The organism is Rhizobacter sp. LjRoot28 (assembly GCF_964253025.1).
GTDB lineage: Bacteria > Pseudomonadota > Gammaproteobacteria > Burkholderiales > Burkholderiaceae_C > Rhizobacter.
Window position 1 is genome coordinate 2,518,017 of sequence record NZ_CAXUQC020000001.1, and the last position, 14,323, is coordinate 2,532,339.

A 14,323-nucleotide genomic window follows, 5' to 3' on the forward strand; every position below is an offset into this window, starting at 1 on the left:
AGGGGCCGCATCGCGGCCCCTTGTCGTTTGGTACGCCAGGCCGGGCCCGATCAGGCGTCGTCGCGCACGCAATCCACGTAGTAGCTGTGGGTCTCGGCGTCGCCGTCTTCTTCCACCAGGCCGTGCACGTCGGTGTCGAACCCGGGGAACTGGGCGTTGAACTCGCGGGCGAAGCGCAGGTAGTCGACGATCTTCCGGTTGAAGCGCTCACCCGGGATCAGCAGCGGGATGCCCGGGGGATACGGCGTCACGAGGGACGCGGTGATGCGGCCTTCCAGGTCATCGATGGCCACCCGCTCGGTCTGGCGGTGGGCAATCCGGGCGAAGGCATCGCTCGGCTTCATCGCCGGCTGCAGGTCCGACAGGTACATCTCGGTCGTGAGGCGGGCGATGTCATTGCGGGCGTAGGCCTCGTGGATCGCCTGGCTCAGGTCGGCCAGGCCCATGCGCTCGTAGCGCGGGTGGGTGGCGACGAACTCCGGCAGCACGCGCCACAGCGGGGCATTGCGGTCGTGGTCGTCCTTGAACTGCTGCAGCGCGGTGAGCAGCGTGTTCCAGCGGCCCTTGGTGATGCCGATGGTGAACATGATGAAGAACGAGTACAGCCCCGTCTTCTCCACGACGACGCCGTGCTCGGCCAGGAACTTGGTGACGATGGCCGCCGGAATGCCGGTCTTGGCAAACTTGCCCGACATGTCGAGCCCCGGGGTGATGATCGTGCTCTTGATCGGGTCGAGCATGTTGAAGCCGTCGGCCAGGTCGCCGAAGCCGTGCCATTTGGCGCCCGCCTTGAGCATCCAGTCCTTCGGTTTGCCAACACCTTCCTCGGCGATCTTGTCCGGGCCCCAGACCTTGAACCACCAGTCCTTGTCGTACTCCTGCTCGACCTTGCGCATGGCGCGCCGGAAGTCGAGCGCCTCGGAAAGGCTCTCCTCGACGAGCGCCATGCCGCCCGGGGCCTCCATCATGGCCGCCGCCACGTCGCAGGACGCGATGATCGCGTACTGCGGGCTCGTGGAGCTGTGCATCAGGTAGGCCTCGTTGAAGAGGTGGCGGTCCAGCTTGCGGGTCTGGGAATCCTGCACCAGCACCTGCGAGGCCTGGCTCAGGCCGGCAAGCAGCTTGTGCGTGGACTGGGTGGCGAACACCAGCTGGTCCTTGGGGCGGGCGCGGTCGCGCCCCATGGCGTGGTAGGTGCCGTAGAAGTGGTGGAAGGCGGCGTGCGGCAGCCACGCTTCGTCGAAATGCAGGGTGTCGATGTAGCCGTCGAGCCCGTGCTTGATCGTCTCGGTGTTGTACAGCACGCCGTCGTAGGTGCTCTGCGTGAGCGTCAGGATGCGGGGCTTGACGGTCTGGGCGTCCACGCCCGAGAGCAGCGGGTTGGCGGCGATCTTCTTGCGGATCGCCTCGGGGGTGAACTCCGACTCTGGAATGGGGCCGATGATGCCGTAGTGGTTGCGCGTCGGGCGCAGGAACACCGGCACCGCGCCCGTCATGATGATCGCGTGGAGGATGGACTTGTGGCAGTTGCGGTCGACCACCACCACGTCGCCCGGCGCCACCGCGTGGTGCCACACCATCTTGTTGCTGGTGCTCGTGCCGTTGGTGACGAAGAAGCAATGGTCCGCATTGAAGATGCGGGCGGCATTGCGCTCGCTTTGGGCGATGGGGCCCGTGTGGTCGAGCAGCTGGCCGAGTTCGTCCACGCTGTTGCAGACGTCGGCGCGCAGCATGTTTTCGCCGAAGAACTGGTGGAACATGCGGCCGACCGGGCTCTTCAGGAAGGCCACGCCGCCGGAGTGCCCGGGGCAGTGCCAGGAGTAGGAGCCGTCATGGGCGTAGTCGACCAGTGCGCGGAAGAACGGGGGCGCCAGGCCGTCGAGGTAGCTCTTGGCCTCGCGGATGATGTGGCGCGCCACGAACTCCGGCGTGTCCTCGAACATGTGGATGAAGCCGTGCAGCTCGCGCAGCACGTCGTTCGGCAGGTGCTGCGAGGTGCGGGTCTCGCCGTACAGGTAGATCGGGATTTCCGCGTTCTTGAAGCGGATTTCCTGGATGAACTTGCGCAGGTTCAGCACGGCGGGGTCGATGTCAGGACCACCGGCGAACTCGTTGTCGTCGATGGACAGGATGAACGCGCTGGCACGGCTCTGCTGCTGGGCGAACTGGGCCAGGTCGCCGTAACTGGTGGCGCCGAGAACCTCGAACCCCTCCTTCTCGATCGCGTCGGCCAGCGCACGGATCCCCAATCCGGAGGTGTTCTCCGAACGGAAGTCTTCGTCGATGATGACAATGGGGAAACGAAAGCGCGACATGGCTGCTCCAAGGGGGCGGAAACGGGCGAAAGCGCGAAGTGTAGAGCGAGTGCATGACGCTGTGGGCGAGCCGCTTACACTGCCCGCGCCCCACGCGGGCATTGACGACGAACTACAACACGAGGAGCGGGGATGGACCTTTCGATCGCGACATTCTGGTGGGTGGCTGCCGGCGCCGTGGTGGCGGCCGAACTGGCCACGGGCACCTTCTACCTGCTCATGTTCGCCCTGGGCCTGGCGGGGGCGGCCATCGCGGCGCACCTCGGCCTGTCGCTGCCCTGGCAGATCGCCACGGCAGCCATCGTCGGCAGCGGCGCGACCGCCCTGTGGCACCTTCAGCGGCGCAAGCAACCGCGCTCGGCGCCGGTGGCTCAAAACCGCGACGTGAACCTCGACATCGGCGAGCGGGTACAGGTCGACGCCTGGCTGGGCGACCACACCGCGCGCGTCGCCTACCGCGGCAGCCAATGGCGCGCGCGCATCCAGCCTGGCGCACCCGAGGCCGCCGGCCAGCACCTCGTGGTGGCGGTCGAAGGCAACTGGCTCGTGCTCGCCCCCCTCCCTCACTGAATCTACCGCTGTATCACCCAGGACTCCTCATGGAAATCGCACTCATCCTTGCCGTCATCGCCGGCATCTTCATCTTCCGCACGTTCAAGATCGTGCCCCAGCAGAACGCCTGGGTGGTGGAGCGCCTCGGCAAGTTCGACCGCACCCTCACGCCAGGCCTCAAGTTCGTGGTGCCCTTCATCGAGCGGGTGGCCTACAAGCACTCGCTGAAGGAAGTGCCGCTCGACGTGCCCAGCCAGGTCTGCATCACCAAGGACAACACCCAGCTGCAGGTCGACGGCATCATCTATTTCCAGGTGACCGACCCGATGCGCGCCAGCTACGGCTCGAGCAACTACGTGTTCGCCATCACCCAGCTGGCGCAGACGCTGCTCCGCTCGGTGATCGGCAAGATGGAGCTCGACAAGACCTTCGAGGAGCGCGACCAGATCAACGCACACGTGGTCAACGCGCTTGACGAGGCCGCCGCCAACTGGGGCGTGAAGGTGCTGCGCTACGAGATCAAGGACCTGACCCCGCCCAACGAGATCCTCCGGGCCATGCAGGCCCAGATCACCGCCGAGCGCGAGAAGCGTGCCCTGATCGCGGCCTCCGAGGGCCGCAAGCAGGAGCAGATCAACATCGCGACCGGTGAGCGGGAAGCGTTCATCGCCCGTTCGGAAGGCCAGCGCCAGGCCGAGATCAACAGCGCCCAGGGCGAGGCGGCGGCCATCACCACCGTGGCGGACGCCACGGCCGATGCCATCCGCAAGATCGCCGAGGCGATCCGCCAGCCGGGTGGCATGGAGGCCGTCAACCTGAAGGTGGCAGAAAAGGCCGTGGACGCCTATGCCCACCTCGCCAAGACGAACAACACCATGATCGTGCCCGGCAACATGACCGAGGTCGCCACGCTGATCGGCTCGGCGATGACCATCATGAAGCAGCGCACGCCGAACTGACCATGGCGCTCAACGTGCTCGGCGGCGAACTCATCGCCTGCTCCTACGATCCGCTGACCGGGTTCTTCCGGGACGGCTGCTGCCACACCCGCAGCGACGATGTCGGCACGCACGTGATCTGCGCCAAGGTGACGGCGGATTTCCTCGCCTTCTCCGCACGCCAGGGCAACGACCTCAGCACGCCGCAGCCGGAGTACCGGTTCCGCGGCCTGCAGCCGGGCGACCGCTGGTGCCTGTGCGTGCTGCGCTGGAAGGAAGCACTCGATGCCGGCGTCGCCCCGCCCGTCGTCCTGCAGAGCACGCACGAGCGCGCCCTTGAATTTGTCACGCTCGCCCAGTTGCAGGCCCACGCGGTGCAAAAGGTAGGCTAAACTCGCGGGCTCCGGAGAGATGGATGAGCGGTTTAAGTCGCACGCCTGGAAAGCGTGTGTGGGTTAATCCCCACCGCGGGTTCGAATCCCGCTCTCTCCGCCACTGATTTCATCGGCCTTCCGGCCGATGCGCGAACAAGCCCCGTGCACCCCGTGCCCGGGGCTTTTTTCGTTGGGCGCCGCGCTCGCCGCTCGGTCTCTGCCCGCCATTCCGCCCGCCACTACGCGCGCCATTGACCGGCCGCGACGAACCACCGGCTCACCGCGCCCGCGCGCACGGCAGCCGCCGCTTCCGTGGCCGGCGAATCCACTCCCGCTGATGCGTTCGAGGGCCGGTGGCCGCCCGTTCTCGGAATGCAGATTGCCGGCAGCGAACTCCACGTTTTCCCAACCACGGAGGTTCGTTCATGGATTCCAAAGACGATCGATCGCCCTCGGCCACCCGCCGCAACGCCATCGGCCTGCTGGGCGCCGGCCTGGCCACGGCGCCAGCCTGGGTCGGCAGCGCACAGGCCCAGACGGAGATGGGCGCGGCGCGCCACGGGGGCGGTCGGCCGCGGCCGCCGCTGGCCGACCCGCGCAACCTGTACCCCAAGCCCCCGTTCCCGGTGCAGCAGCAACCCTGGCCCGGGCTCGCTTCGCGCATGACACCGGTTCCGGACCATGGCGAACGCAGCTATGTCGGCTCCGGCCGGCTGGCCGGCCGCAAGGCCTTGATCACCGGCGGCGACTCCGGCATCGGCCGGGCCGCGGCGATCGCCTATGCGCGCGAGGGTGCGGACGTGGCGATCGGCTACTTGCCGGCCGAGGAAGAGGATGCCAGAGAAGTGCTGCGGCTGATCCGCGCCGAAGGCCGCCGCGCGGTGGCCCTGCCGGGCGACATCCGCGACGAGGGGTTCTGCATGCAGTTCGTCCAGCGTGCGGTGAGCGGGCTGGGTGGCCTCGACATCCTCGTCAACAACGCCGCACGCCAGCGCGCGCAGAAGTCCATTGCGGACATCACGACCGAGCAGTTCGACGCCACGCTGAAGACCAACCTCTACGCCATGTTCTGGATCACCAAGGCCGCCCTGCCCCATCTGCCGGCCGGCGCGGCCATCATCAACACGGCGTCGGTGGTGGCCTACCAGCCCCCGGCCGAGCTGCTCGACTACTCGACCACCAAGGCCGGCATCGTGGCCTTCACCAAGTCGCTCGCCAAGCAGCTGGCCGAGAAAGGCATCCGGGTGAACGCGGTCGCCCCGGGGCCGTTCTGGACGCCCCTGCAGCCGAGCGGCGGCCAGTTGCCCGAAGACCTGCCCACGTTCGGGGCCGACACGCCGTACGGCCGGCCGGGTCAGCCGGCGGAGATCGCTCCGCTCTTCGTGACCCTGGCCTCCACCGAAAGCAGCTACGCCTCCGGCGAGGTCTTCAGCAGCACCGGCGGCCGTTCGGGGCCCTGAAGGGCAGGGCCCCTTGCCTCGTCACCTCAGGGGTTGCGCGGGTCGAAGGTGGTGTCCACCAACAGCGGGCCCCCCGGGAAGTGGGCGGCGACGCCAGCCCATGGGGTGAACTTGAGGTTGGTGGCCGCCTCTTCGCCGTCCAGGTCGTTCAGGTCGTCGTTGTAGCCGTCCTGCGTGATCAGGAGGCCGCCGGGGAACCCGGGCAGCGCCACGTTGGTCACGTCGGCGCCGTCGCACTCCTGCACGGCATCGATGCCGAGCGCCGCGTTCTTCGGCACCGAGAAGCTGCCGAGGTACGCATTGCCGCCATCGCGGCTGAAGACCGCGAAGGTATCATCACGCCCCGGCGTGGCCAAGGTGGGCGCCTCGCCATGAGCCTGGCCCTGGCTCGACGCCAGCAGGTAGCCCTTGCCGTCCGCGGCGTAGTACAGCGTGAGGCCTTCGACGTCGCGGGCGACCGGGCTGTCGGGCTTGAAGGCGGTGGACTCGACGAAGGGCGCAGCTTCGGCCACCCGCGTCTTCAGGTCGATGCGCCAGATGCCGACGTCCTCCTGTCCGGCGTAGAGCATGCCCCGCTGCTGGTCCACCACCATGCCTTCGAACTGGGGGCTGAAGTCCTTGGTCGGGTCGTCGTCGTTTTCCTCGGTGAGGTCCTGGCCACGCCAGACGTACGGGAACTGCCAGGTCGTCACCGGCTGCATGCCGACGCTGCCGTCAGCGCGCGCCACGAGTTCGAACATGGAGACGACGGACTCGTTGTTCTGGGCCACGACGGCGAAGAGCTTGTCGTTGGCGCGGTCGCGCCAGAGTGCGAGGCCATAAGCGGTGTTGTCGCCGTCGTTGGGGTTCGGCACGGTGGCGCCGGTACGGTTCGCCGGATCCGGTCGCGTGGGGAAGGTGCGGCCGATGGCGGGATCGGTGATGTCCACCAGCGGCGAGGTGGTCCGCGAGGCGTCGACCTTCCAGATGCGCAGGCTGTCCTGGAGGCGGTCGGTCGCGACGACCAGGTCGACCCGAGCGCCGTTCAGGTTGAAGCCGTACTGCACGTCGACGTTGTTGAAGCGGTTGGCCGGTTCACCCTCGCCATCGAACGAGATGTCGACTCGCTGCACCTGCCGCGCCTGCAGGTCGAAGACGCGCAGGCCGCCACGCTTGGCTGCGGCGATGACGAGCGACTTGGCACGGTCGTCCGGGTGCAACCAGACGGCCGGGTCATCCATGTCGGCCAGGCCGGTCTCGTTGGGCGTCTCAAGGACCGGCTCGAGCGCGGTGACGGTGGTGGACGGACCGTCGTCGCCCCCTCCCCCACACGCGTGCAAGGCGAGCAGGCAGGCCGCACCCAGTACCCAACGTCCCAGTTGAACCGATGTCATTCGTTGTCTCCCGCCCGGTGGTGGGCAAAGCCCGGCAGTGTCCAGGGCGGGTGTGACCTGCTCGTGACGGGCGAATGAAGGCCGCTGCGTCGCGGGGTCTCAGCGTGCGCTGGCGCTTGCCCGAAGCACGCGGCGCCAGGCCGGCTCAGTCGCAAGGGTCGAACCGGTCGTCGACGTGGCGCCCTGGCTCGCACCGGCACTGCCGAGTGAGCCCGGGGTGTAAGCCGTCAGGCGCTCGAGGGAGGACAGCTTCTCACCCATGCCGACCAATTCGCTCTTGCGCTGGACCCAGCCGACCGAGGGCGCAAACCACGCATCGCCGGTCTCGGTGGCATCGAATGCCAGGCCATCGCTCGACCGCCGTACCGTCAGTTCAAGGACCCGCCGGACATGAACGGCGGTCGGAAAGGTGCCGAACGGCACCGTGACGGACTCGACGCCGACTACTTGCACCGACGAGTACAGAGAAACCAGTTCATTGCGGCCGTCGCCGTCCAGGTCTTCGCCGAAATCAAGGCCGGTCTTGTCGAGCTGAACGAACGGGGCACCGGCCGTCAGCGGAAAGCGCAGTTCCCAGTAGGGCACGAGGGCCTTGCTGAGCACGTCATCGGCCGCGGCAAGCACCGCCACGCCATTCGCATCCTTGACCAGCGCCTCCTCGATGACCGTCGTCTGGCCACCCGCCACGACACTCTCCCGCAGCACGAGCGCCGTCGCGCCGCCGACATCGCGGGTCGACGGGATGGTCACCGTGGTGCTCGTCGGGCTGCTGTTGGCGCCCTCGGTGATCGTGCCCTCGAATTGCCAGCTGTGACCCACGGCCAGGGGCAGGTGGTTCTGTGCATCGCCCGGGCCAGCCGTGCCGAGCGTCACGGGCACCTGCGCTGACGCGGCCGGTGCGGCGTCTCCGCCTCCACCACCGCCGCAGGCGCTGAGGACCAGCACGGTGCCGGCCCATGTCGCGGCAGCCAGCAGGCGGGGCCGGGCGACCTTGCCTGAAGACCGGTTCGTCTTGGCCGCATCGTGGAACTGCATCATCTCCGACTCCTTCGTGATCGCGGCGAACTGCGCCGCAGGAGAAGAAGGTAGTCGGAACAGGCACGCGCACGGTGACCGGACGCAACCGAGACCGATCGGCGTTGCGCGCCCCCGCAAGCAGGGGGTGCGCGCAACGCCGTTGCCTGCTGCCAGGCGTCAGTGCCCCTGGTTGGGCGACCCGCCGCCCATGCGCGCCTTGGTCTGGTTGGCACTGCCGACATGCGCTTCGCGGTCGTGCCGGCTCTCCGGTGTGCGCTTCGCCTCGTTCTTCTGCGTGGCTTCCTTGCTGGGCTTGTTGTGCTCCGGATGCTCCGGATGCCGGTTGTTCGATGAGTTCGACATGGCGTTCAGCTCCTGCGTGGGATGGAGATTCCAGCCTATACCTCTGCGCACGCACCGCAATCGCCGACACGCCGCACCTGCACGTCAGCAAACGCCTGCAAGCGCCGCAGCGCCGCGTCACGTCACTTCACTTTACTTCACGCAGGTGAGCGCCGGAGCCACGGCCGACTTGTTTCCCGCGACGACGCACTGCAGCGCGCCGCAGGAGCAATTCTGGAGAAGGCCCCCTGCCGCACTGACGGCCTCGGAGCACGTGCAGGCCGGGGGCGTGAGCAGGGTCAGGGCCGGCGTGCCCGCGGGCTGCGCCACCGCAGTCGCGCCGCCGATGCCGAAACCGAGTGCCAGCGCGGCCCCGAGCGAGGCGAGTGCGCCACCCGCTGCAGCGAGCGCGACCGCGGGAAGGTTCTTCGATGCCATGGCGATCTCCTGAGGCGCCGGCACGCCGGCAGCGGCTCATTCTGCAGCCGGAGCGGGACGGCCGCACCAGCCATCCCCCACGAACGGGGGTGTTGTGAACAACCCGTCTCCCCCCAAACGCGTGTTCCGGGCGGACGCACACGTTCGCAAAATATGGTCACACCGATACACCGGAGGAAACACATGGACGCGACTTACCTGCCCGCTTTCGATCAGGCCATGCAGTTCCTTTTCGAACGCCACGGCAACTCGATCAGCGAGGACCTGGTGCAGGCCTACTGTGCCTGCGGCTACCTGAAGGAAGTCGACGGCGTGCTGACGCTGACCGACGCCGGACGCGCCGAGCTCCGCCGCCGTCGTCGGACCGTCACCGCCAGCTGAAGCCGGCCGGGCTGCTGTCGGATATTCCCGACAGCAGTCCGCGCAGGCACCCTACCCCGTCCGCAAGGCTCTGCGCCGAGACTCCGCCTCATGGGGCAGCACGCTGCCCTCCACATCGGTTCTCGGAGAACAGCATGAACGACCGGACGCAGTGGCACGAATCAGCCCTCCCCATGGATGGCCGGCAGATCATCGTGCGCACCCGCCACCTGCCTGACGGCTGGGACTGGCAGGTGCAAATGGACGAGGAGTCGCTCTCCAACGAGGGCGGGCTGTCCGACACGCAGGAGCGCGCCATCTCGGCCGCCCTGCACGAAGCCGCAAGCCGCATCATCTGAGGTCGAGGTGATGAGCCGGCGCCACGAGCCCATGCCACCCGGCAAGCCGGAGCCCGGCGAACTCCCGGTCGAACCCGACCAGGGGGCACAGCCGCCGCCGGCGTCACCCGACGAGGGCGAACCGGAGCTGCCGGCGCCCACCTGAGTGCCGGCCGAGGGCGATCAGCTGAACAACCGGCGCGTCACCGGCGCGCCGGCGGCGAGATCGCGCGCCTCGAGCGCCTCGTAGAGACGGCCGAGCTCGGCGCCGATCGCGGCGAAGCCCTGCGGGCTCAGCGGCTGGCCGTTGTCGTCGACGATGGCAGCGTCCATGCCCAGGGACAAGGCTTGCGCACTCGCCTGCCAGGCCGAGAACGGCTCGGCTGCGGCTTCGGTCTGCGGCACGTCAAAGCTCAACGTCACGTCGCGCACGGCGGCCTGGTTCGGGTCGTCGGCAAGCGCGGCCTGCGCGTCGAAGCTCAGCACGAGCACGGGGGGCGCACCGTCATCCACCGAGGGAAGCACCAGGCGCCCCGGCACCATGCCGGGCACGAAGCCGTGGCGCGCCGCATGCTGATGGATGTAGCCCACGCTCCAAGCGGTCATGCGCGCGTGGAGGTGGATGGCCAGTTGCGCGTCATGCTGGCTGGCAAAGGCGTCGAGTTCGCGTCCGCGGGCGACGGCGTCGAGCATGTCGGGAAAGTCGACCAGCGCGCCGATCAGTTCGGCGAAACCCTGGATCTTCTGCACGAATTCCGAGTACTCGATCTCGTTCAATGCCCCGGTGCGGTTGGCCAGTTGCACGCCCGCCTGGAACTCGCCATAGCGGCGGCCCGGCAGCGGCATTTCCCACTGGCCCGTCTCGGTGTTCAAGCCCTCGATCAGGAAGGGCTTGGTGCCTGCCCGGCGTGACGGTGGCAGGTGAGACAGGACCATGTCCCCGCTGATCGGCGACTCGATGGTGAGCAGGGCGATGGCGTCGATCAAGGCATCGATGCGCACGCTGGGCTTGCGGGCGATCAGCAGTGTCTCGGGGGTCGGCTCGTCGCCGACCAGTGCGCCCGAGGGCTCGGCCGGGTTGTCGCCCAACGGAACATCGGCCAGCACCGGCTCCCGAGGCTCCAACGGAGGTGCCGGTGGTTGCATCGGCCGCAACGGGCCGGCGCGACGCGCCTGCCACGCGCCATGGGCCACGACCCCCGCGAGAACGATGCCGCCCACACAGGCGAGCGCAATGGTCAGGTTGTCCATGAATCCGGTTTCCTCAAGCTGCCTGGACCATGCCGACGGCAGCTTCCATGTCGACGGCGACGATGCGCGAGACACCCTGCTCCTGCATCGTGACGCCGATCAGCTGCTCGGCCATCTCCATCGCGATCTTGTTGTGGCTGATGAAGAGGAATTGCGTGCCCGACGACATGGTCTTCACCAGCTTGGCATAGCGTTCCGTGTTCGCATCGTCCAACGGGGCATCCACCTCGTCGAGCAGGCAGAACGGCGCCGGGTTGAGCTGGAAGATCGCGAAGACCAGGGCGATGGCGGTCAGGGCCTTCTCGCCACCCGACAGCAGGTGGATGGTGCTGTTCTTCTTGCCGGGCGGTTGCGCCATGACTTGCACCCCGGCGTCCAGGATCTCGTCGCCCGTCATGATGAGCTTGGCGTTGCCCCCGCCGAAAAGGCTCGGGAACATGCGACCGAAGCCGTCGTTCACCTGGTTGAAGGTGCTCATCAGCAGGTCGCGCGTTTCCAGGTCGATGCGGTGGATGGCGCTTTCGAGCGTGTTGATGGCTTCGGTCAAGTCGGCGTTCTGGGCATCGAGGAAGGTCTTGCGCTCCCTCGACGACGTGAGTTCGTCGAGCGCGGCCAGGTTGACGGCGCCAAGCGCCATGATCTCCCGGTTGATCCGATCGATCTCACCTTGCAGGCCGTACAGCTTCACGCCGTTGTCGGCGATGTTGATGGCCAGGGCATCCAGGTCCACGCCCGCTGCGACCAGCTGCTCCATGAACTGGGCGCCACCGAGCTGGGCGGCCTGCTCTTCGAGCTGGAGCTTGGTGATGCGGTCGCGCAGCGGCTGCAGGCTCTGCTCGTGCGACAGACGCTGCTCGTCGAGCCGGCGCAGCCGCAGCGTCAGGTCGTCGTATTCGCTGCGCTTGGCGGCCAGGGCCGACTCGCGCTCAAGGCGCAATGACAGCGCGGCTTCGAGTCCCACCTGTGCCGACGCATCGGTCAGGCGGCCGAGCTCCTCGCGCAGCTGTGCTTCGGACTGGGCATTGCCCTGCACCTGCTGGGCGGCCGTCTCCAGGCTGCGCTGCAACTCGCCCCGGCGAGCGGCCAGGGCGCGGGAGGCGAACTGGGCCTCCTGGGCTTGGCGCTCCAGGGAGCGCAGCTGCTCGCGGGCGTCGGCCAGGCGGCGTTCCGCGGCGATCACGGCTTCTTCCAGCTCGGCGTGGCGTTCCTGGGTGGTGGCCAGCTGCATGTCGAGCTCCTCGAAGCGGGCCTCCCCCGTGGCACGACGCTCGTTGAGCTCCTCGATCTGCGCGTCGATCTCGGCGAGTTCCTCGTCGAGCTGGCCCCGACGGGCGCTGGTCTGCTCGGCCAGCTGGGACAGGCGCAAGAGCTCGACCTGCAGCTGGTGAGTGCGCGTCTGGGCTTCTGCCGCATCGCGACGCGCCGTCACCAGGCGCTGCGAGGCGTCGGTGTAAGCGGCCTCGGCCCGCACCAGGCCGCCGCGCGACTCCTCGGCGATCAGCGTCTGGGCCCGCAGCTGGCGCTCGAGGTTCTCGATTTCCTGCGCACGCGCCAGCATGCCGGCCTGCTCCGAGTCGGGCGCGTAGAACGACACCGAGAACTGGGAGACCGCATGCCCTTCCCGGGTCATGATCATCTCGCCGTGCGTCAGCTTGTCGCGCGCGGCCAGGGCGTCCTCGATGCTGGCCGCGGTGTAGACGCCCTCCAGCCAGTCGTTGAGCAGCGCCTTCAGCCCGGCGTCTCCCAGGCGCAGCAGGTCGGAGAGGCGCGGCAGGGTCTGGTGGGTGTTGGCGATCGCCGCCTGGGGCGGGCTGTAGAAGGCCAGCTTGGCCGGCGGAGCGTCGAGCGCGAAGGCGCGCACCGTCTCGAGGCGGCCGACCTCGAGCGCGCTCAGTCGCTCGCGCAGCGAGGCTTCGAGCGCCGTCTCCCAGCCGTTCTCGATGTGGATCCGCGTCCAGAGACCCTGCAAACCGTCGAGGCCATGGCGCGCCAGCCACGGTTTGAGCTTGCCTTCGGTCTGCACCTTCTCCTGCAGTGCGCGCAGGGCGTCGAGCCGCGCGCTGAGGTCGGCCTGCTTGCCCGTGTCGGCATTCACCTGCTCCTGCCTGGCGCGGCGATCCTCGTCAAGTGTGGGCACCTGTTCGGTCAGCTCGTGCAGGCGCTCGTCGGCCACCGCCTGCGCCTCCTCGGCAACGCCGAACTGCGCGCGCAGGTCGCCCAGGCGGTCGAGGTCGGGCACGGCGAGCTGACGGCGTTCGGCGTCGAGTCGGTCGCGGCGCTGCTGGAACTGCCGGTTCTGGTCGTCGAGGCTGCGGCTTTCCGCGGCCAGGACCTGGATCTGCTGCTGCACGGCCGCCACCGCCGTGCGTTGCTCATTGCTGCGCGACTGCGCGGCGCGCAGCGCATCTTCCACACCGGGCAGGTTGCCTGCCTGTTCCTCGGCCTGGGCCGCGAGCACTTCACTCTGCTCCTCGGCCGCGGCGATCTGTTCGGCGATGGTCTCGAGTTCGTCCTGGGCCTGGGCCTGGCGCTCCGCCCAGGTCTCGTTCTGCACCTTCAGCTCGACCAGCCGTTGCTCGACCCGCTGGCGGCCTTCCACCACATAGCGAATGCGTTCCTCGAGGCGACTTACCTCCAGAGCCGCCTCAGCCAGCGAGCCTTGCGCCGTGTGAAGCTCGTCACTCGCCGCGTAGTGCGCCTGGCGAACCGTCTCGAGTTCGGCCTCCCCGTGCCGCAGCTCGGCCACGCGGGCCTCCAGGGCGTTGGTGGCCTCCAGCACATCGCGGCGCACACGCTCCTGCTCGCTCGCTGCATCGCGGTGCTTGAGGAACCAGAGCTGGTGGAGCTTGAGCGTGCCGGCCTCCTGCAGGCCGCGGTAGCGGGTGGCGACCTCGGCCTGCTTCTCGAGCTTGTCGAGGTTGGCGTTCAGCTCCCGCAGGATGTCTTCCACGCGGGTGAGGTTCTCCCGCGTGTCCTTCAGGCGGTTCTCGGTCTCGCGGCGCCGTTCCTTGTACTTGGACACCCCGGCCGCCTCCTCGAGGAAGAGCCGCAGTTCCTCCGGCTTGCTCTCGATGATGCGGCTGATGGTGCCCTGGCCGATGATGGCGTAGGCACGCGGGCCGAGGCCGGTGCCGAGGAACACGTCCTGCACGTCACGGCGCCGCACCGGCTGGTTGTTGATGAAGTAGCTGCTGGTGCCGTCACGGGTGAGCACCCGTCGCACGGCGATCTCGGTGAACTGGTTCCACTGGCCGCCGGCGCGCGCATCCTCATTGCTGAAGACCAGTTCGACGCTGGCGCGGCTGGCCGCCTTGCGGTTGCCCGAGCCGCTGAAGATCACGTCCTGCATGGACTCGCCCCGCAGCTCGCTGGCCTTCGATTCCCCGAGCACCCAGCGCACGGCATCCATGATGTTGGACTTGCCGCAGCCGTTCGGGCCTACCACCCCCACCAACTGCCCCGGCAACTGGAAGTGCGTGGGCTCGGCAAACGACTTGAAGCCGGACAGCTTGATGGAGTTCAGACGCATGGAAAGGAATCGTGCCCTGACGGAGTGGTGGCCGCG

14 protein-coding genes and 1 tRNA gene are annotated in these 14,323 nt (G+C 68.2%); 8 read left to right on the top strand and 7 right to left on the bottom strand.

Annotation, left to right across the window (positions count from 1 at the left end):
- Window positions 1-50: 50 nt before the first annotated feature.
- The gene (locus ACSQ2F_RS11470; RefSeq protein WP_436022835.1) at window positions 51-2,315 is read right to left on the bottom strand and encodes an Orn/Lys/Arg decarboxylase N-terminal domain-containing protein; all 2,265 of its coding nucleotides are present in this window, start codon (window positions 2,313-2,315) and stop codon (window positions 51-53) included.
- A 132-nt stretch (window positions 2,316-2,447) separates the two neighbouring features.
- Between ACSQ2F_RS11470 and ACSQ2F_RS11475 the strand changes: the two genes are divergently transcribed.
- From ACSQ2F_RS11475 to ACSQ2F_RS11495, 5 genes are all read left to right on the top strand, one after another.
- Complete coding sequence (locus tag ACSQ2F_RS11475) at window positions 2,448-2,885, top strand: NfeD family protein (RefSeq protein ID WP_436022837.1); 438 nt, start codon at window positions 2,448-2,450, stop codon at window positions 2,883-2,885.
- Between the two features lie 29 nt (window positions 2,886-2,914).
- The gene (locus ACSQ2F_RS11480; RefSeq protein WP_436022839.1) at window positions 2,915-3,826 is read left to right on the top strand and encodes an SPFH domain-containing protein; all 912 of its coding nucleotides are present in this window, start codon (window positions 2,915-2,917) and stop codon (window positions 3,824-3,826) included.
- 2 nt (window positions 3,827-3,828) lie between these two features.
- Entirely contained in the window at window positions 3,829-4,197 is a 369-nt protein-coding gene (locus ACSQ2F_RS11485) for a DUF2237 family protein (RefSeq protein WP_436022841.1), read from the top strand.
- 13 nt (window positions 4,198-4,210) lie between these two features.
- Window positions 4,211-4,300 (top strand) — tRNA-Ser (locus tag ACSQ2F_RS11490).
- A gap of 304 nt (window positions 4,301-4,604) precedes the next feature.
- Entirely contained in the window at window positions 4,605-5,639 is a 1,035-nt protein-coding gene (locus tag ACSQ2F_RS11495) for an SDR family oxidoreductase (protein WP_436022843.1), read from the top strand.
- 26 nt (window positions 5,640-5,665) lie between these two features.
- Here ACSQ2F_RS11495 and ACSQ2F_RS11500 read toward each other — a convergent pair whose 3' ends face one another.
- The 4 genes from ACSQ2F_RS11500 to ACSQ2F_RS11515 all read right to left on the bottom strand — a co-directional run bounded on the left by ACSQ2F_RS11500 (window position 5,666) and on the right by ACSQ2F_RS11515 (window position 8,809).
- Window positions 5,666-7,012 carry a phytase gene (locus tag ACSQ2F_RS11500; RefSeq protein WP_436022845.1) on the bottom strand — a complete coding sequence of 449 codons (1,347 nt, stop codon included), beginning with the start codon at window positions 7,010-7,012 and terminating at the stop codon, window positions 5,666-5,668.
- Window positions 7,013-7,111: 99 nt separating this feature from the next.
- The gene (locus ACSQ2F_RS11505; RefSeq protein WP_436022847.1) at window positions 7,112-8,050 is read right to left on the bottom strand and encodes a hypothetical protein; all 939 of its coding nucleotides are present in this window, start codon (window positions 8,048-8,050) and stop codon (window positions 7,112-7,114) included.
- A 156-nt stretch (window positions 8,051-8,206) separates the two neighbouring features.
- On the bottom strand, window positions 8,207-8,392 hold the full coding sequence (locus ACSQ2F_RS11510; RefSeq protein ID WP_436022848.1) for a hypothetical protein: 186 nt from the start codon (window positions 8,390-8,392) through the stop codon (window positions 8,207-8,209).
- 132 nt (window positions 8,393-8,524) lie between these two features.
- The gene (locus ACSQ2F_RS11515; RefSeq protein WP_436022850.1) at window positions 8,525-8,809 is read right to left on the bottom strand and encodes a hypothetical protein; all 285 of its coding nucleotides are present in this window, start codon (window positions 8,807-8,809) and stop codon (window positions 8,525-8,527) included.
- A 183-nt stretch (window positions 8,810-8,992) separates the two neighbouring features.
- Between ACSQ2F_RS11515 and ACSQ2F_RS11520 the strand changes: the two genes are divergently transcribed.
- The 3 genes from ACSQ2F_RS11520 (at window position 8,993) to ACSQ2F_RS11530 (ending at window position 9,673) form a co-directional block, all read left to right on the top strand.
- The gene (locus ACSQ2F_RS11520) at window positions 8,993-9,190 is read left to right on the top strand and encodes a hypothetical protein (protein ID WP_436022852.1); all 198 of its coding nucleotides are present in this window, start codon (window positions 8,993-8,995) and stop codon (window positions 9,188-9,190) included.
- Window positions 9,191-9,324: 134 nt separating this feature from the next.
- Entirely contained in the window at window positions 9,325-9,528 is a 204-nt protein-coding gene (locus ACSQ2F_RS11525) for a hypothetical protein (protein ID WP_436022854.1), read from the top strand.
- 10 nt (window positions 9,529-9,538) lie between these two features.
- Window positions 9,539-9,673 carry a hypothetical protein gene (locus ACSQ2F_RS11530; protein WP_436022856.1) on the top strand — a complete coding sequence of 45 codons (135 nt, stop codon included), beginning with the start codon at window positions 9,539-9,541 and terminating at the stop codon, window positions 9,671-9,673.
- 17 nt (window positions 9,674-9,690) lie between these two features.
- On the opposite strand, the gene ACSQ2F_RS11535 is transcribed toward ACSQ2F_RS11530, so the two are convergent.
- Both ACSQ2F_RS11535 and smc read right to left on the bottom strand, forming a co-directional pair.
- Window positions 9,691-10,758, bottom strand: a complete 1,068-nt coding sequence (locus ACSQ2F_RS11535) for a cell division protein FtsZ (RefSeq protein ID WP_436022858.1) — start codon at window positions 10,756-10,758, stop codon at window positions 9,691-9,693.
- Window positions 10,759-10,771: 13 nt separating this feature from the next.
- Window positions 10,772-14,287 carry a chromosome segregation protein SMC gene (smc, locus tag ACSQ2F_RS11540; protein ID WP_436022860.1) on the bottom strand — a complete coding sequence of 1,172 codons (3,516 nt, stop codon included), beginning with the start codon at window positions 14,285-14,287 and terminating at the stop codon, window positions 10,772-10,774.
- Window positions 14,288-14,323: the final 36 nt, after the last annotated feature.